Here is a 16632-nt window from a genome sequence, read left to right on the forward strand (position 1 = left end):
GGTCATGGCATTGCCTGAACCGAGTGATTTGCCGGCGGCGATCGTTGGCATCCCTTATGGGTTTGCCCGCCGTTTCGGCGTCGTGCTCGATTCAGTTGAGCCGGGCCATTTCGCGGTGGCAATGCGCGAGGGCAGCGATCCCAAGGTCTTGCTCGAGCTCCGCCGCCATCTCGCGCGCCCGTTCGATGTGAGCTTTACCAGCGCCGAAGATTTCGACCGGCTATTGTCGTCGCGCTACGCTATGGACGGGCAGGCGGCGGCGGCTGCCGCTGGCTCGCTGGGACTGGGCGACGAGCTCGATATGCTGGCGGGGAACCTGCCGACTGCCGAAGATTTGCTCGATACGGCCGATGATGCCCCAGCGATCCGGCTGATCAATGGCATAATCGCCGATGCCGCGCGCAATGGCGTGTCGGATATCCATATCGAACCCTATGAAACCGGGCTTGTCGTCCGGATGCGGATCGATGGCGTGCTGCGCGAAACTCTGCGGATGCCGCCCCATGTCGCGCCGGTAGTTGTCAGCCGCGTGAAGGTGATGGCGCGGCTGGATATCGCTGAACGACGCGTGCCGCAGGATGGCCGTATGGGCTTGTCGTTGGGCGGCAAATTGCTGGACGTGCGCGTCTCGACACTGCCAAGCCGGGCGGGCGAACGCGTGGTGCTGCGTATCCTGGACAAGGACAATGCCGGAATCGATCTTGACGTGCTCGGCATGGCGCCGGCGATCAACGCCGTGCTGCGCAGCGCGATCAGCGAGCCTAACGGTATCGTGCTTGTCACCGGGCCGACGGGATCGGGCAAGACGACGACGCTTTATGCCGCGCTGCGCTTGCTCAATGATGGCAGCAGCAACGTCCTGACGGTTGAAGATCCAATCGAATATGCAATGGACGGGGTTGGACAGACCCAAGTGAACCCCAAAGTGGGGCTGACCTTTGCGGCGGGCTTGCGCGCCATCCTGCGTCAGGATCCGGATGTCGTGATGGTCGGCGAAATTCGTGATCGCGAGACTGCCGAAATCGCCGTGCAGGCATCGCTCACCGGGCATCTGGTGCTGTCGACCGTCCACACCAACGACGCCGTCGGCGCGATTACGCGAATGCGCGACATGAAGATCGAGCCATTCCTGCTCGCTTCCACCTTGCGGGCGGTGGTTGCGCAACGGCTGGTCCGCCGCCTTTGCCAAAGCTGCCGCAAGCCGGTTCAGGCGCAGGGATCAGTGTCGTCGCTACTCGGCTTTGACCCCGGCGCGATCGTCTATGAGGCGGTGGGATGCGACGACTGCAGCGGCAGCGGCTTCAAGGGCCGGATTGGCGTGTTTGAGGCGATCCGGATCGACGATACGATCCGCCGGTTGATCAATGATGGCGGTGACGAATCGATCATCGCGCGCCACGCCTTTCTGCATGCGCCTAATCTCGGTGCGGCGGCGCGTCAGCTTGTCCGCGATGGGCTAACGACACCCGAAGAAGCGGTCCGTATTTCCCGCAGCGAAATGGCCGATGCCTGATTTCGACTATCTGGTGATCGACACGGCCGGTCGCGAGAAGCGCGGCGCGATTTCGGCTGAATCGATCGATCATGCCCGTGAGGCGCTCGACGCCCGCAAACTCTATGTGGTGCGGATCGATCCAGGATCTGCCGCGACCAAGGCACCAAAGGCCAAGCCTCTGCTCCAGCAGCTGCGCGGCCGGCGGATGTCGACCAAGCATCTGACGCTGTTTACGCGCCAGCTGGCGACGCTCAACCGGGTCAGTCCGCTCGAGGAATCGCTCCGCACGATCGTCCGCCAGACCGAGCAGGAACAGGTCCGCGAGATCATCAGCGCTGTGCATATGGGGGTGATTGAGGGGCGGCGGCTCGCCGAAGCGATGGCGCGCGAACCCAAAAGCTTTCCGGCGCTTTATTGCGCCATGGTGTCGGCGGGTGAAAATTCGGGGTCGCTACCGACGATTCTCGATCGGTTGGCGATCCTGCTTGAGCGACAGGCCGAAATTCGCGGCAAGATGATCACGACCATGGCCTATCCTGCTGTGCTTGCGGTCGTGGCGATGGCGGTGGTGACCGCGCTGATGGTGTTCGTGGTGCCGCAGGTCGTCGAGCAATTCGATACCGTCGGCCAGCAATTGCCGATGCTCACCCGGATCGTGATCTGGATTTCGGGCTTTCTGGTCAATTGGTGGTGGGCGTTGGTGCTCGGCGCCGTCGTGCTGACGGGGGGCTTTATCCAGGCGCTGCGCGAACCGCCGATCCGGCTTGCTTTTGACAGCTGGCTGTTGCGGTTGCCGCTGATTGGCAGGTTGCTGCGCGATCTTCACGCCGCGCGGATGGCGCGCACGCTTTCGACGATGGTTGCCAGCCGCTTGCCCTTGCTTGATGGGCTCGCACTGACGGCGGGGACAATCCATAACCGTCGACTGCGGCTGGCATCCGATGAAATTGTCGAATCAATCCGTGGCGGTGGCAGCCTGTCGGCGGCGATGCGGCGCGCCGGGGTGTTTCCACCGCTGTTGACCTATCTGGCCGCGAGCGGCGAGGCAGCCGGGCGGCTTGACGAGATGCTGGAACGCGCGGCGGATTATCTTGAGCGCGAATTTGATCGCTTCACAGCGACGGCTTTGTCGTTGCTCGAACCGCTGATTATCGTTGTGATGGGCGGTATTGTTGCGACCATCGTGCTATCAATTCTGCTGCCGATTTTGCAGCTCAATACACTGGCAGGCCAATGAGGGTGATGATGCGTACCGAACGACGAAAACTGAAACAGCGCCGCCGCGAAAACGGCTTTACGCTGGTGGAACTGATGGTCGTGATCGTGATCCTGGGCTTGCTCGCGACGATCGTGGCGCTGAATGTGCTGCCCAGCGGGGACCGCGCGCGATCGGAAAAGGCCAGGGCCGATATCGCGACGATTGAAGATGCGCTTGAACTCTACAAGCTGCAGAACATCAGCTATCCTGCCACATCGGACGGCTTGAGTGCGCTGATCAGCCCACCGCCCTCGCTCACCGATCCTACCCGCTACCAAAAGGGCGGTTATATCAAGAAACTGCCCAAGGACCCCTGGGGCCGGGATTATCTCTATGCCTCGCCCGGTGCGCACGGCGCGATCGACATCTGGACGCTTGGCGCAGACGGCAAGGAAGGTGGCGAGGGGGTCGATGCCGATATTGGCAGCTGGCAATAAGGCCGGGCTGACGGCGCGGCGGGCTGCTGCCATGCGCCGTTCCGTCGAACGCGGCTTTACGCTGATCGAGCTGATGGTCGTCGTCACGATCATCGCGCTCGCATCGGCGGCGGTGGTGCTTGTTATCCCCGATCCGCGTGGCCGGTTGTTGGACGATGCCGAGCGCTTCGCCGCGCGCGCGCATGCTGCGCATGACAGCGCGATTGTCGAGGGGCGATCGGTCAGTGTCTGGGTATCGCGCGAGGGCTATGGATTTGATCGCCGTGCCAATGGAGCGTGGCAGCCAATTAGCGAGAAGCCGCTGCGAGTAGCGCGGTGGGCAGACGATGTCCGCCCGGTCATTGCCAGCAGTGAAGGCCGAGACCGGGTGATCTTCGATTCGACTGGCTTAGCCAACGCCCCGTTTGATGTGCAGCTCCGACGCGGTGGCGACGCGAGCGTGACGGTAAGGTTCGGCGCAGACGGCACGGTGACGATCGGTGGCTAGGCACGCGCCCATTGGTGGTCGGTTTGGTCGGTCCGACGAACACGGCTTCACGCCCTTGGATCGTTCCGACGAACGCGGCTTCACGTTAATCGAAATGATGGTTGCGTTGGCGGTGTTCAGCCTGGCCGCGCTGGCGCTGATCCGGCTTGAGGGCGCGACAATCCGCAGCGCGGCGACGCTCGATTCGACGATGTTGGCGCAGATGGTCGCGCATAATGTTGCCGTTGAAACACTCACCGATGCGCAACCGCCGGTGACGGGGGAGAGCCGCGGTATTGAGGATAATGGCGGGCGGCAATGGTCCTGGCGGCGCGTAGCGACATCGATTGGTGACCAGGGGGTGATCCGCATCGACGTCAGCGTTAGCGATGCGACAGGCACGGTGCTCGGCCATTTGACGATGGTCAGGCCACCGAACCCGCCCGTCGTCGCGCGCTCGGCACCGCTGCCCGGGGGGCAGGCTCAATGATCCGTCGTAACACCGGAAATGGCTCTCGTTCTGTAAAGCGTTCCGCCGAAAACGGCTTCACGCTGATCGAAATGATGATCGCGCTGCTGATCTTTGGGTTGCTGGCAGCAGCCGGGGTCGCGTTGTTGTCATTCAGTGTCCGTGCACAGGGCGTCACGGCAGCGAAGCTCGACGATATTGCCGCGATCGGCCGGCTGTCGTCAGCGCTTTCCGCTGATCTTGCCCAGGCATCACCCCGCCAAACCCGTGATGAGGGCGGCATTGCCATTCCCGCTTTCCAAGGCGGCAGCGGTTCGGCCGGTACACCAATGCTCCAACTGGTGCGGAACGGCTGGACCAATCTGGACGATGCGCCCCGCGCTGGCCTGCAAAAGGTCGAATATCGCGTCGAGAACAATACATTGCTGCGTGTTGCCTATCCGATGCTCGATGGGGCGGCGGCGCTACCGCCAGCAACATTGCTGGGATCGGTGGCGTCGGTCGGGCTCCGCTATCGAATCGGTGGGGCCTGGAGTGATCGCTGGACGGCAGAGCCAGGCATGACCTTGCCCGAAGCGATGGAAATGCTGGTTACGCGATCGGACGGGACGCGGTTTCGCAGCGTCTATCTGGTCGGCACTGGCTATAACAAGCCAGCACCAAAAGGGGGCATCAATGGCCCCGGCTAAGCGCCCCATCCCCCGGCAAGAGCGCGGTGCTGCCCTGTTAACGGTGCTGCTGCTGGTGGCAGTGATCGCCGTCTTGGCGGCAACGGCCCTTGAAAAACTGCGCCTGTCGACCCGGCTGGCCGCCAATCTGATCGCGATCGATCAGGCGCGTGGCTATGCTATGGCCGCCGAAACGCTTGCAGTGACGCGGATTGACACCCTGTTGGGCCGGGATGCAGCCCGCGTGACGCTGGTTGGTGGCTGGAGCGGCCAACCCTTCCGGCTGCCGGTGCCGGGCGGCATGGCGACGGCGATCGTCACCGATGGCGGCAATTGCTTCAACCTAAATGGTCTGGTGGTAGAAAATGGACCCAATAGCTACACCCCGCGGATAGGAGCGATCGCACAATTCACGCGGTTGATGCAGATCATCGGCATTCCCGAACAGACCGGCGGCGGCATTGCGGCGGCGACTGCCGATTGGATCGACAGCGATTCAACCCCGCTGCCCAATGGCGCTGAAGACGGCCAATATAGCGGCGGCAAGATCGGCTATAGCACTGCCAATACGCTGATTGGCGACATTAGTGAGTTGCGGGCGATTGCAGGCGTTACGCCCCAAATCTATGCCAAGCTGAGGCCCTGGGTTTGTGCGCAGCCCGTCGCCGAACAGTCCCGAATCAATGTCAACACACTGCTGCCGGAACAGGCACCCCTGTTCGCCATGCTCGCCCCTGATCGGCTGTCGGTGGAAGCGGCGCGCGCAATGCTGCTTGATCGTCCGCCACAGGGCTATACGAGCACCGTTGCGTTCTGGAAGGTGGCGGCGTTGAAGGGGGTGACCCCTTTCCCTGAACAAGAAGCGCAAACGGCAATCACCACCAAATGGTTTGCGCTGCATATTGATGTTGAATTGGGGGGGACGGAATTGACCCAGACTGCGCTCATCGACGCGACAACCCGGCCGGCCCGGCTGGTGGCGCGTGCCTGGGGTGATCCAGCATGAGCACCAATGTTGTCTTCCTGCCGAGCACGAGCGAAGAGAATTATCGCTGGCTGCGGGTTGGCAATGGCGTCATCGCCGCGCGCGGGGAGGGGCTGCCGGCGGCGGATGACAGCCCGGCATTTGTGATCGTGCCCGCCGAAGATGTAACTTTGCATTGGGCTGCATTGCCCGATCGATCGGCTGCCCAGTCAGTCGCCGCCGCGCGCGTGCTGGTTGCTGATGCAAGTGCTGCCCCGATTGGCGAATTGCATGTCGCGGTGGGGCGCGAGGCGGGTGAAACGGATCGCCCGATCGGGGTAGTATCGACTGCGCAAATGCAGCACTGGCTCGTCTCGCTGGCCAAGGCCGGGCTTGATCCCGACGCGATGATCCCTGCGCCGATGCTGTTGCCACGCCCTGCCGAAGGGTATCTCCGCGCGGATTTTGGCGGTGACGCGGTGGTGCGCGGCGCAAGCGCGGGCTTTGCCGATGATCAGCAGCTGACCCCCTTGATGACGGGCGGCGTTGCGCCCGTCATGATGGCGCGCGAAGCGATTGAGGCGGCAATCGTTGCGGCGGTTGCGGCGCCACCGCTGGACCTGCGCCAGGGACTGTTCACCAAGCGACGGCGCGTGGACATCAACTGGCGGCTGATCCGTCGGCTCGGCTGGATCACCGTCGCCATTCTGACGATCAGCCTGTTCATCAGCCTGACGCAGATCATGCAATATGGGTTTGCCGCAGATGCGATTGAGCGGCGGACCGATCTTCTTGCGCGTCAGGGCCTCGCGCGCGGGGAAACGGTAAACAATGCCGCGCAGCAGCTGGATGCCCGTCTGGTGCGGATGCGGGGTGCCGGGATGGGGTTCAGCACCACAGCAGCGGCGGTGTTCGACGCGATCAGGGCTGTCCCAGGCACGGAGTTGCGGGGGCTGGCATTTGATCAAAAAGGGCAATTGGACATGACATTGGTTGCCCAGAATCAGGGCCAGCTGCTTGATGTGATCAGCCATATCCGCGCACAGGGATTCGGCGCTGAACCGAGCACATTTCAGCAAAGCGGCAACCGGCTGAGCGGCCGCATCACGGTGAAACCGAAATGACGGCGGCAATTCAGCGCTGGTTCGGCGCGCTATCGTTGCGCGAAAAGCGCCTCGTGCTGGTCGCGGTCGCTCTGGCGATCATTACCCTGTTCTGGTTCGGGCTGGTGCGGCCGGTTGGGGACGGGCTCTCCGATGCCAAGGCACGCTACAGCAGCGCCGTCCGCCGGCTGGCCGAAACCGAGGCCCAGCTTCGCGACGTGCGCGCATTGCAGCGTCAGCGCCCGGCACCGATCGCGGCGCCGCTTGAAAGCGTGGTCCGTGAGCGCGCTGCCAATGCCGGTTTCGCCTTGTCATCCGTGACACCCGCATCGGACAATGGCATCCAAATTGCCATCCCCACCGCGCGCCCGGCGGCGTTCTTCGCCTGGGTGGCGGATCTGGAAAGCAATGGGATATTGGTCGACAGCATGACGACCACGGACAATGCTGATCAAACAATCTCGGCGACGCTGGTGCTGAAACTACAGGGTTTGTAATGAAAATTCGGCTCGATACGCGCCCTGCCGTCCTGTTTAGCGCGATGTTCGTGGTGGCGATGATCGTGCTGATGCCGATGCGGCTCGTGCTGTCGCTTGTCGGGCTGGGCGATGCCGGACTGTCGGCCCGCGCCGTGAGCGGCCCGGTTTGGTTCGCACGGTTGAGTGAAGCGCATGTTGGCGATCTCGATCTGGGGGACATCCGCGCCCGGCTGTCCCCGTGGCAGTTGTTGTTGGGACGGGTTCGGCTCGATCTGGCCAGCATCGGGGCCATCAGCCCCGGACCTGGCAATCCTGCACCGCTGAAGGGTGCAATCAGCACCAGCCGGCATAGCTTTGGGATCGATGGCATGACGGCGTCGGTGCCCAGTGGCGCGGTGTTCGCCCCGCTGCCCATCACCCGGATTGACCTGGATGACGTCAGCGTCCGGTTCGATAATGGCGACTGCGCAGCGGCCGAAGGGCGCATCAAGGCACAATTGAGCGGGGCGGTTGCGGGTATTCCCCTCACGCAGGGAATGAGCGGTGTCGTGCGCTGTCTGGGCGGGGCGCTGCTGGTGCCACTCGTTAGCCAGGCGGGGACCGAGACGGTAACGCTGCGGATTTCGGGCAATGGCCGTTACCGTGCCACACTTGCCATTCAGTCGCCCGATCCGTCAGTGGCGCAAAAGCTGACGCTGGTCGGCTTCCAACAAAGCGACGCTGGATATGCGCTTTCGGTGGAGGGGCAGTTTTGATGGTCTTGACGCTGCCGCCATTCGCCCGCTAGGGCCGCGGTCTTCGTGGCGATCGTAGTTCAATTGGTTAGAGCGTCGGCTTGTGATGCCGGATGTTGCGGGTTCAAGTCCCGTCGGTCGCCCCATTTTTTCCCGTACCCTTTCCTCTTCGTCCTTGCAGGATAATCACCCGTGACCACCGGCTGGGGCTTCCCCGATTTCGACGATCATGAGGGCGTGCACCTCTTCACCGATCCGGCATCGGGTCTTCGCGCGGTTATCGCGGTCCATTCCACGAACCTTGGCCCAGCGGGCGGCGGGTGTCGGTTCTGGCATTATGCCGATTCGAATGAAGCGATCACCGATGCGCTGCGGCTGTCGCGCGGCATGAGTTTCAAGAACGCGATGGCCGGGCTGCCAATGGGGGGCGGCAAGGGCGTGGTTCTTGCTGACGCCAATCGCACCAAGACGCCTGAACTGCTGAAAGCATTTGGCCGCGCGATCGATTCGCTGGGCGGGCGCTATGTGACGGCTGAAGACGTGGGCATGTCGGATACCGACATGGTCACGATCGCGACCGAAACCAAGCATGTGACCGGCCTGCCGGTTGCCTCTGGCCGGGCGGGCGGCAATCCAGGGCCATCCACGGCGCTTGGCGTCTATCTGGGTGTCAAGGCAGCCGCGAAGCGCGGGCTGGGCGCTGACTCGATGAAGGGCGTGCATGTCGCGATCCAGGGTATTGGTTCGGTCGGCGGTGGCTTGGCGGCATTGCTTGCCAAAGACGGCGCAAAGCTGACGCTGGCCGATGTCGATGCTGACAAGGCCGCGGCAATGGCCAAGGCGCTGGGTGCCGATGTCGTGACAACGGCGGAAATTCTGAGCGTCGCGGCCGACATTGTCAGCCCCAATGCGCTGGGAGCAATCCTGACGGCCGAGTCGATTGCAGCCCTGCAGACCACAGTGATTGCCGGTGGTGCAAATAATCAGCTCGCCACCCGCGAAGACGGTGCACGGGTCCATGCGCGCGGCATTCTCTACGCGCCTGATTATGTTATCAATGCCGGTGGCATCATCAACGTGTGTCTAGAATATCTGGGCCAGGGCGACCGCGCCGACGTCGAGGCCCGCATTCACAAAATCCCTGATCGCCTGATCGAAGTGTGGGATGAAAGCGACCGCAGCGGCCTGCCGTCGTCGGACGTTGCCGATATGATCGCGAAACGGCTGATCGGGCGGGGGTGACCCCATGGTTGCGGCCAAGTCCCTGCCGCCAGCGCTCGACGCCCTGGTGGATGGGTATGCCTGGCACCCCGTTGAGATCGGTGAATCGGGCGGCACCGTTCATCGACTGACGGCACCGGATCGCCCGAGCCTTTTTCTGAAACAGGGCACCGGTCGCACCGCGACCGACATTGTCGACGAATTTGCAAGGCTCGCCTGGCTCCAGTCGCGCTGGCCAGTACCCCGGATCGTCCATTTTACCGCCGCTGATGACGCCGCCTGGTTGCTGACTACCGCGCTGCCGGGGAAGGCGGCCTATGCCTGGCTTTGCGATCACCCGGCCAAGCGGGCAGCGGCAATTGCGGGCATGGCGCAATTCCTGCGCCGCTTGCATGACCTGCCGCCCGAACTCTGCCCTTTCAACGCCGCCTTGCCGCTTCGGCTAGCGGCGGCGCGGGCGAATATCGACGCCGGGCGGATCGATCTCGACGATTTTCAGCCCGAGCATGAGGGCTGGTCCGCCGAACGGCTTTGGGAGAAAATCCAGGACATATTGCCGATTCCGCACGACCATGTCGTGACGCATGGTGACTTCTCGCTCGACAATATCTTCCTCGATGAAGACGGCAATGTGCTTGGCTGCATTGATGTCGGCCGAGTGGGGCTGGCCGATCGCTATCAGGACCTGGCCATCCTCGCAGCGTGTCTCGACGAATTCGATCTTGACCTCAAAACGCTTTTATATGCGGGCTATGGGGTGGAGCCAGATTTGAACCGGATTGCCCTGCATTTGGCGCTCGACGAACTGTTCTAGGCTGCTGGCGGTATTGACGCTTGATCGGCGTCCCGCCACGATTTCCGCATGCAGTTTGGGGGACGCGGGTTTTGACGATGCACCATGGCCGCTAGCAGCGTCATTTCGGGCGATGAAGCACTCGCCAGCCGCACCAGCATGTTCGATCATCCGCGCGGGCTTTGGGTATTGGCGGGCACCGAATTATGGGAGCGGATATCGTTCCACGGCATGCAGGCGCTGCTCGTTCTCTACATGGTTGGCGCTTTGCTGCTGCCGGGACATGTCGAGTATGTTGCCGGATTTGCGCAATTTAGGGCCTTTATCGAAGGCGTTACCGGTCCGCTATCGGTACAAGCGCTCGCAGCGCAGATATTCGGCCTGTATGTCGGGCTGATCTATTTCACGCCGGTAATTGGTGGGGCGATTGGTGATCGTCTCACCGGGCGGCGGATCGCGGTGGTGGCCGGTGGTGGTTTGATGACCGCGGGGCATTTCTGTCTCGCCTTTGATCGCACTTTTCTATTGGCCTTGCTGCTACTGATTTTGGGAGCGGGATTGCTGCGCGGCAATCTGGGACCACAGGTAAAGTCGCTTTACGCTGGCGGGGATCGGCGAGAAGCCGATGCGTTTCAGCTTTATTATGTCGCGATCAATGTCGGCGCATTCATCGCGCCGCTTATCACCGGCACACTGGCGGTCGTTTATGGCTGGCATTTCGGCTTTGGTTTTGCGGGTGTCGGCATGCTGATCGGGCTGTGCGTCTATCTCGCCGGGCAACATCTGTTGCCCCCGGAACGCAAGGCGCTCGTCTCCTCTGCGCCGACAGCGCCGCTCACCCGACCAGAGCGACAGCGGGTTGTCGCCTTGTTCATGATTTTTCCGCTGATTATCGGCTTCTGGATCGCCCAGTCACAGGTGTGGAACGTCTATAATCTGTGGGCGCGCGATCATGTCGAAATTGGCTTTGAAATGCCGGTGCCATGGCTCCAGGCGTTTGACGGGTTGGCACCGGTGATCGTGATGCCATTTTTTCTAGCACTGTGGCGCGCTCAGGCAGCGCGCGGGCGGGAGCCTGATGATCTGGCCAAGATGGCCATTGGCTGCCTGATCTTTGCAGGCAGCACTGGGTGGCTGGCGCTGTCGCCGCTGGTGGCGATCGCCGGAAAGGTGCCGCTGCTTTGGGCGATCGGCTTCCACCTGCTTTCAAACATTGGCTGGCTTTATTTCACGCCGATAGCGCTCGCGCTGTTCGCCTCTAAATCGCCGGTCAGCCTGCGGGGCACGATGATTGGGATCAATTACATGGCGGTGTTTTTCGCCAGCACGATAAGCGGCCGGCTCGGCGGCCTGTATGAAACGCTTAGCCCAAGTGCCTTCTGGCTGCTCCACAGCGCCATTGTTGGCGGCGCGGGAATTGGGCTGATGCTGATCGCGCGGCCGCTCCGGCGGCGGTTCAGCGATTAGCCCGATCCGGGAGCAAGCTAGTTCATCGGCAAATCGAGCGCATCCGCCACTGCTTGATGCCGGATCTTCCCGCCCGACACATTCAGCCCGTTTGCCAGATGCGGGTCCGCCGCCATCGCCGCCTCCGCGCCCAGATTGGCGAGCTTCAGCGCGAAGGGCAGGGTGGCGTTGTTGAGCGCAAACGCCGACGTGCGTGCCACCGCCCCAGGCATGTTCGCGACGCAATAATGGATGACGCCATCCACCTCGAACACGGGATCATCATGCGTGGTGGGGTGCGATGTTTCAAAACACCCGCCCTGGTCGATGGCGATATCGACGAGCACCGATCCGCGCTTCATGGTCCGCAGCATCTCGCGCGTTACGAGCTTGGGCGCGGCCGCACCCGGCACCAGCACCGCGCCGATCACCAGATGCGCGTTCTTCACCGCCTGCGCGATTGCCGCAGTCGATGCATAGGCCGTCTTGATCTGGCTGGAAAAGAACATGTCGAGTTCGGCCAGCCGGGCATTGTTGATGTCATAGATCGTCACGTCCGCGCGCATGCCGACCGCCATTTGCGCGGCGTTGACGCCCGAAACACCACCGCCAAGGATAGCCACCCGCGCCGGGGCGACGCCGGGAACGCCGCCCAGCAACACGCCGCGCCCGCCCTGTTCCTTTTCCAGATAATGCGCCCCAACCTGAATCGACATGCGGCCGGCGACTTCGGACATTGGCTTGAGCAACGGTAGTGAGTGATCGGCAGCGGTGACGGTTTCATAAGCGATGCAGGTCGCGCCCGACGCCATCAGGCCAAGCGCCTGGGGCTTGTCCGCCGCCAGGTGGAGATAGGTGAACAGCACATGGCGGGCTTCCAGCATGGCGATCTCGCTGGGTTGAGGCTCCTTCACCTTCACGATCATGTCTGATCCGGCAAAAACTGCGGCGGCATCGGCGACAATGCTGGCCCCAGCGGCAACATAATCGCCATCTTCGAAATCAATGCCCAGCCCAGCCCCGGTCTGAACGATGACCTGATGACCGGCGCGAACCAGTTCGGCGACCGAGGCTGGCGTCAGGCCGACACGATATTCGTGGTTTTTGATTTCCTTAGGGACACCGACTCGCATTGATCCACTCCGACAAATGTTGTGCGCCGGGCTATAGCGCCTTGGATTGTGCTTGTCCCGCCAGCGCGTCGGTTGGCTTAGGGCGCCAGAATGTGGCGTTGCCGGGCTTGGTGGTGCATGGTAGGGCCCGCGCTTCAGTTCCTTGGATGGGCAGTCACATCGTGATCATTGGTCGCATTCCCATTTTGTCAGGGCACCGCGGCCGGTGAGCGAGCCGCCAACCGATAATGCCGCGCCGGATAAAACGCCCAATGCCCCGCTTGTCGGCGATTCGGTGGCGGAAGCACATGGCCACGGCCATCACCAAGACGGCCCGATCAGGCTCGCCGTTAGCGCGATCGGCGTGGTATTTGGCGATATCGGCACCAGCCCGCTTTATGCCTTCCGCGAGACCTTTGCCGGCCACCACAAGCTGACGCTCGATACGCTGCACATCATGGGCGTGGTCAGCCTGATGTTCTGGTCGATGATGATCGTCGTGACGTTGAAATATGTCAGCGTGATCATGCGCGCCGACAATAAGGGCGAGGGCGGCAGCCTGGCCCTGCTCGCGCTGATTTCCGGGCGCACGAAGAACCAGCGCTGGAGCCAGGGGATCATCCTGCTCGGCGTCTTCGCGACCGCGCTATTTTATGGCGACAGCATGATTACCCCAGCGGTGTCAGTGCTTGGCGCGATTGAAGGGTTGACCGTGGCGGCCCCCGGCTTTTCCACCTTGGTGTTGCCCTTGGCCGTGGCGATCATCGTTGGGCTGTTTTCAATCCAGCGCAGCGGGACGTCGAAGGTCGGGCTGTTTTTTGGCCCCGTCATGCTCACCTATTTCGTGGTCATTTCCACGCTTGGCGTGATCAGCATTGCGAAAACCCCCGAAATCATCTGGGCGCTGTCGCCCACATATGCCTTCAGCTTTTTCGCGGCCGATCCGCTGCGCGCCTTTCTGGCGCTTGGCTCGGTGGTGCTGGCCGTCACCGGCGCAGAGGCGCTCTATGCCGATATGGGCCATTTCGGGCGCAATCCGATCCGGCGATCTTGGCTGCTCTTCGTGCTGCCGGCGTTGATCCTGAATTATATGGGGCAGGGGGCATTGCTGGCGCGTGACGGGATGACGGCGCTTGAAAGCCCCTTCTATCTACTCGCGCCGGAAATGCTCCGCTTGCCGCTCGTCATTCTAGCGACCATGGCGGCGATTATCGCCAGCCAAGCCGTGATTTCAGGCGCGTTTTCGGTCACGCAACAGGCCATCCAGCTCGGTTTCGTGCCCCGGCTCAGGATTGAACACACCAGCGCGTCGACGGCAGGGCAAATCTATATCCCGATCGTCAATTGGGCGCTGCTGGTGATGGTATTGTTGCTGGTGCTGTCGTTCCGGACCTCCTCCAACCTGACCTCGGCCTATGGCATCGCGGTGACGGGCGCGATGACCATCGACACCTGCTTGCTCGCAGTGGTGCTGTTCCGGTTGTGGAATTGGCCGTCTTACTATGCGGTGCCGCTGCTCGGATTACTGTTCGTGGTCGATGGCGCCTATCTCGCCGCGAATCTGACCAAGATCCCCGACGGCGGCTGGTTCCCACTGTTGATCGGGCTGATCGTTTTCGTGTTGCTCACCACCTGGTCAAAGGGCCGCAAGCTGATGATCGAGCGGATGCGTGATTCGGCGATGCCGATGAAGGTGTTCATTCAGTCAGCGGCGACGGCGGCAACGCGTGTGCCGGGGACGGCGGTGTTCATGACATCGACCGCAGAAGGCGTGCCGCATGCGCTGCTGCATAATCTGAAACATAACAAGGTGTTGCACGAACGCATCATCCTGCTGACCGTCAAAATCATGGATGAGCCCTATTGCCCCGATGACGGCCGCTGTCAGCTCGAACATCTCGACAACGGTTTCCATCGCATGATCCTGAACTATGGCTTCATGCAGGAGCCCGATGTGCCCGCAGCACTTGCCCGAATCGACCAGTGCGGCGCCAGCTTCCGGATGATGGACACCAGTTTCTTCCTTTCGCGGCAGACATTGCTGCCGTCTGATCATCCCGGCATGATGATCTGGCGCGAAAAACTATTCGCCTGGATGCTGCGCAACGCGGAAAGCGCGATGGAATTTTTCCGTCTGCCGACCAACCGGGTGGTTGAACTGGGTAGCCAGGTCGAGATTTGACCACGCCCGCCGGCGCGCCAATCATCGTTACCGCGCTGCTCGGCAAGCAGGATTTTGCCTATGTCGATGGCTTGCGGCGCGCGCATTTTCCGCGTGAGCGCAACCAGTTGGACGCACATCTGACGATGTTCCATCATCTGATGCCGTCGCTGGAAGCGGAACTTCGGCAACGCCTGAACGACGAAACCCGTGGCGTGCGGGCCCCGGCGGCGCGTGTGGCAGGGCTGATATCATTGGGGCGCGGCACCGCCTTTCGCATCGAATCGATTGAGCTGGAGCTGATCCGCCACCGGCTCGCCAATGCTTTTGCGATGCTGCTGATACCACAGGATGCCGCCCCCTGGCGCCCGCACATCACCATCCAGAACAAGGTGCAGCCTAGCGAGGCCAAGGCGTTGATCACTGCACTTGCGGCCGATTTTCAGCCGCGCCCGCTGGCAATAGCGGGGCTGGCCGCATGGGCCTATCTCGGCGGGCCATGGGCGCTCATCTCGCGCCACATGTTTCGCTAATCGCGCAATGATGCCGGGGTGGTTGACCGGGGGCGACGCCGCACTTATAGCCCCGCGCTCGCCAACAGGCGTGTCCCTTTGGGGCGAAGTAGCTCAGCTGGTTAGAGCACGGGAATCATAATCCTGGGGTCGGGGGTTCAAGTCCCTCCTTCGCTACCATTTCCGCCCCGCCGGGGCCGGGTGACCAAAGCGCGGCGGTGCGCGCTGCAAGCAAATCTGCGCTGGCGTAACGATTGTGTGCGCCCTTGCGAACACCATGTTGCAAGCAAGGCCCGATCTTCCCTACAGACCGGGCAGGTCCAGAATGAAAGCCCCCCAGATGTCCGCTACCCATCATACCCGTATGCTCATCATCGGTTCCGGGCCCGCCGGCCTTTCTGCCGCCATTTACGGCGCGCGTGCTGGGATGAAGCCGATATTGGTGCAGGGCATCCAGCCCGGCGGGCAGCTGACGACCACCACCGATGTCGAAAATTATCCGGGCTTTCGTGAAGTTATCCAGGGCCCCTGGCTGATGGAAGAAATGCAGGGCCAGGCCGAGCATGTCGGCACTCGGCTGATGTACGACACGATTGTCTCGGTTGACCTGTCCAGGCGCCCGTTCCGGCTGATCGGCGATGGCGGCGATATCTATGAGGGCGATGTGCTGATCATCGCGACCGGTGCGCAGGCCAAATGGCTGGGGCTCGACAGCGAAGAGCTAATGAAGGGCAAGGGCGTCAGTGCCTGTGCGACGTGTGACGGCTTTTTCTATCGCGGCAAGAAGGTGGCGGTGATCGGCGGCGGCAACACCGCGGTTGAGGAAGCGCTCTACCTGACCAACCATAGCGACGATGTGACGCTGATCCACCGGCGTGACAGCCTGAAGGCCGAACGCATCCTGCAGGACCGGCTATTCGCCAATCCCAAGATCACCGTGCTGTGGAACAAGGAAGTCCGTTCCTTTGTCGGTGGCGGCAGCCCTGAGGGGTTGGTCGGCATCGCGCTGCATGATCGCGTAACGGGCGAGGCATCTACCGTGGACGTAGAGGGCGGCTTCGTTGCGATCGGCCACCACCCCGCAACCGAATTGTTCCGCGGCCATCTGGCGCTTGATTCAGACGGCTATATCGAGGTTGAGAAGGGCACCACCAAGACCAGCATCCACGGTGTGTTCGCTTGCGGCGATGTGATGGACAAAATCTATCGTCAGGCTGTCACGGCGGCCGGCACCGGGTGCATGGCCGCGCTTGATGCAGAGCGCTTCCTTGCCGAGGCGGATTTCGAAAAAGTGGCCGAAGCCGCCGAATAAGG

The 16632-nt window shown here is 62.2% G+C and carries 17 protein-coding genes and 2 tRNA genes; 18 read left to right on the plus strand and 1 reads right to left on the minus strand.

Translation table 11 applies throughout. The features are described 5' to 3' along the window. Positions 1 to 4: 4 nt before the first annotated feature. The 14 genes from B7Y43_RS05405 (at position 5) to B7Y43_RS05470 (ending at position 11554) form a co-directional block, all read left to right on the plus strand. The gene (locus tag B7Y43_RS05405) at positions 5 to 1513 is read left to right on the plus strand and encodes a GspE/PulE family protein (protein WP_374130640.1); all 1509 of its coding nucleotides are present in this window, start codon (positions 5 to 7) and stop codon (positions 1511 to 1513) included. Then, positions 1506 to 2732: a type II secretion system protein GspF gene (gene gspF, locus B7Y43_RS05410; RefSeq protein WP_374130597.1), complete on the plus strand. Its 1227-nt coding sequence runs from the start codon at positions 1506 to 1508 to the stop codon at positions 2730 to 2732. Before B7Y43_RS05405 ends, gspF begins: the two co-directional genes overlap by 8 nt. An 8-nt stretch (positions 2733 to 2740) precedes the next feature. Further along, positions 2741 to 3190 (plus strand): type II secretion system major pseudopilin GspG, encoded by a 450-nt coding sequence (gspG, locus tag B7Y43_RS05415; RefSeq protein ID WP_374130641.1) that lies wholly within the window; start codon positions 2741 to 2743, stop codon positions 3188 to 3190. Beyond that, positions 3165 to 3677, plus strand: a complete 513-nt coding sequence (locus tag B7Y43_RS05420; RefSeq protein ID WP_374130598.1) for a GspH/FimT family pseudopilin — start codon at positions 3165 to 3167, stop codon at positions 3675 to 3677. Before gspG ends, B7Y43_RS05420 begins: the two co-directional genes overlap by 26 nt. Positions 3678 to 3732: 55 nt before the next feature. After that, positions 3733 to 4146 (plus strand): type II secretion system minor pseudopilin GspI, encoded by a 414-nt coding sequence (gene gspI, locus B7Y43_RS05425; protein ID WP_374130599.1) that lies wholly within the window; start codon positions 3733 to 3735, stop codon positions 4144 to 4146. Then, positions 4143 to 4814, plus strand: coding sequence for a type II secretion system protein GspJ (gene gspJ / locus B7Y43_RS05430; protein WP_374130600.1), 672 nt, complete (start codon positions 4143 to 4145; stop codon positions 4812 to 4814). The genes gspI and gspJ overlap by 4 nt, the downstream gene beginning before the upstream one ends. Beyond that, on the plus strand, positions 4801 to 5799 hold the full coding sequence (gene gspK, locus B7Y43_RS05435; RefSeq protein ID WP_374130601.1) for a type II secretion system minor pseudopilin GspK: 999 nt from the start codon (positions 4801 to 4803) through the stop codon (positions 5797 to 5799). The genes gspJ and gspK overlap by 14 nt, the downstream gene beginning before the upstream one ends. Beyond that, the gene (gene gspL / locus B7Y43_RS05440; RefSeq protein ID WP_374130602.1) at positions 5796 to 6881 is read left to right on the plus strand and encodes a type II secretion system protein GspL; all 1086 of its coding nucleotides are present in this window, start codon (positions 5796 to 5798) and stop codon (positions 6879 to 6881) included. The genes gspK and gspL overlap by 4 nt, the downstream gene beginning before the upstream one ends. Beyond that, positions 6878 to 7357: a type II secretion system protein GspM gene (gspM, locus tag B7Y43_RS05445; RefSeq protein ID WP_374130603.1), complete on the plus strand. Its 480-nt coding sequence runs from the start codon at positions 6878 to 6880 to the stop codon at positions 7355 to 7357. The genes gspL and gspM overlap by 4 nt, the downstream gene beginning before the upstream one ends. Beyond that, positions 7357 to 8094 (plus strand): type II secretion system protein N, encoded by a 738-nt coding sequence (gene gspN, locus B7Y43_RS05450; protein ID WP_374130604.1) that lies wholly within the window; start codon positions 7357 to 7359, stop codon positions 8092 to 8094. The genes gspM and gspN overlap by 1 nt, the downstream gene beginning before the upstream one ends. A 48-nt stretch (positions 8095 to 8142) precedes the next feature. After that, positions 8143 to 8219: transfer RNA gene (locus B7Y43_RS05455), tRNA-His, on the plus strand. 46 nt (positions 8220 to 8265) lie between these two features. Further along, positions 8266 to 9315 (plus strand): Glu/Leu/Phe/Val dehydrogenase, encoded by a 1050-nt coding sequence (locus B7Y43_RS05460; protein WP_374130605.1) that lies wholly within the window; start codon positions 8266 to 8268, stop codon positions 9313 to 9315. 4 nt (positions 9316 to 9319) lie between these two features. After that, positions 9320 to 10108 (plus strand): aminoglycoside 3'-phosphotransferase, encoded by a 789-nt coding sequence (locus B7Y43_RS05465; RefSeq protein ID WP_374130606.1) that lies wholly within the window; start codon positions 9320 to 9322, stop codon positions 10106 to 10108. Between the two features lie 84 nt (positions 10109 to 10192). Continuing rightward, the gene (locus B7Y43_RS05470; RefSeq protein ID WP_374130607.1) at positions 10193 to 11554 is read left to right on the plus strand and encodes a peptide MFS transporter; all 1362 of its coding nucleotides are present in this window, start codon (positions 10193 to 10195) and stop codon (positions 11552 to 11554) included. 17 nt (positions 11555 to 11571) lie between these two features. Here B7Y43_RS05470 and ald read toward each other — a convergent pair whose 3' ends face one another. Then, positions 11572 to 12666: an alanine dehydrogenase gene (gene ald, locus B7Y43_RS05475; RefSeq protein ID WP_374130608.1), complete on the minus strand. Its 1095-nt coding sequence runs from the start codon at positions 12664 to 12666 to the stop codon at positions 11572 to 11574. Positions 12667 to 12940: 274 nt separating this feature from the next. Here ald and B7Y43_RS05480 point away from each other — a divergent pair, with 274 nt between their 5' ends. The 4 genes from B7Y43_RS05480 (at position 12941) to trxB (ending at position 16630) form a co-directional block, all read left to right on the plus strand. Then, positions 12941 to 14827 carry a potassium transporter Kup gene (locus B7Y43_RS05480; protein ID WP_374130642.1) on the plus strand — a complete coding sequence of 629 codons (1887 nt, stop codon included), beginning with the start codon at positions 12941 to 12943 and terminating at the stop codon, positions 14825 to 14827. Continuing rightward, entirely contained in the window at positions 14824 to 15339 is a 516-nt protein-coding gene (locus B7Y43_RS05485) for a 2'-5' RNA ligase family protein (RefSeq protein WP_374130609.1), read from the plus strand. The genes B7Y43_RS05480 and B7Y43_RS05485 overlap by 4 nt, the downstream gene beginning before the upstream one ends. An 82-nt stretch (positions 15340 to 15421) precedes the next feature. Beyond that, positions 15422 to 15498, plus strand: a tRNA-Met gene (locus tag B7Y43_RS05490). A 160-nt stretch (positions 15499 to 15658) separates the two neighbouring features. After that, positions 15659 to 16630 (plus strand): thioredoxin-disulfide reductase, encoded by a 972-nt coding sequence (gene trxB, locus B7Y43_RS05495; RefSeq protein WP_374130610.1) that lies wholly within the window; start codon positions 15659 to 15661, stop codon positions 16628 to 16630. The last annotated feature ends 2 nt before the right edge of the window (positions 16631 to 16632 follow it).

Source organism: Sphingomonas sp. 28-62-20, from assembly GCF_002281505.1.

Bases quoted from the DNA above. Each gene is read 5' to 3' on its own strand.
- B7Y43_RS05405 (WP_374130640.1), top strand. From the start codon at position 5: ATGGCATTGCCTGAACCGAGTGATTTGCCGGCGGCGATCGTTGGCATC.
- gspF (WP_374130597.1), top strand. From the start codon at position 1,506: ATGCCTGATTTCGACTATCTGGTGATCGACACGGCCGGTCGCGAGAAG.
- gspG (WP_374130641.1), top strand. From the start codon at position 2,741: ATGCGTACCGAACGACGAAAACTGAAACAGCGCCGCCGCGAAAACGGC.
- B7Y43_RS05420 (WP_374130598.1), top strand. From the start codon at position 3,165: ATGCCGATATTGGCAGCTGGCAATAAGGCCGGGCTGACGGCGCGGCGG.
- gspJ (WP_374130600.1), top strand. From the start codon at position 4,143: ATGATCCGTCGTAACACCGGAAATGGCTCTCGTTCTGTAAAGCGTTCC.
- gspK (WP_374130601.1), top strand. From the start codon at position 4,801: ATGGCCCCGGCTAAGCGCCCCATCCCCCGGCAAGAGCGCGGTGCTGCC.
- gspL (WP_374130602.1), top strand. From the start codon at position 5,796: ATGAGCACCAATGTTGTCTTCCTGCCGAGCACGAGCGAAGAGAATTAT.
- gspM (WP_374130603.1), top strand. From the start codon at position 6,878: ATGACGGCGGCAATTCAGCGCTGGTTCGGCGCGCTATCGTTGCGCGAA.
- gspN (WP_374130604.1), top strand. From the start codon at position 7,357: ATGAAAATTCGGCTCGATACGCGCCCTGCCGTCCTGTTTAGCGCGATG.
- B7Y43_RS05465 (WP_374130606.1), top strand. From the start codon at position 9,320: ATGGTTGCGGCCAAGTCCCTGCCGCCAGCGCTCGACGCCCTGGTGGAT.
- B7Y43_RS05470 (WP_374130607.1), top strand. From the start codon at position 10,193: ATGGCCGCTAGCAGCGTCATTTCGGGCGATGAAGCACTCGCCAGCCGC.
- ald (WP_374130608.1), bottom strand. From the start codon at position 12,666: ATGCGAGTCGGTGTCCCTAAGGAAATCAAAAACCACGAATATCGTGTC.
- trxB (WP_374130610.1), top strand. From the start codon at position 15,659: ATGTCCGCTACCCATCATACCCGTATGCTCATCATCGGTTCCGGGCCC.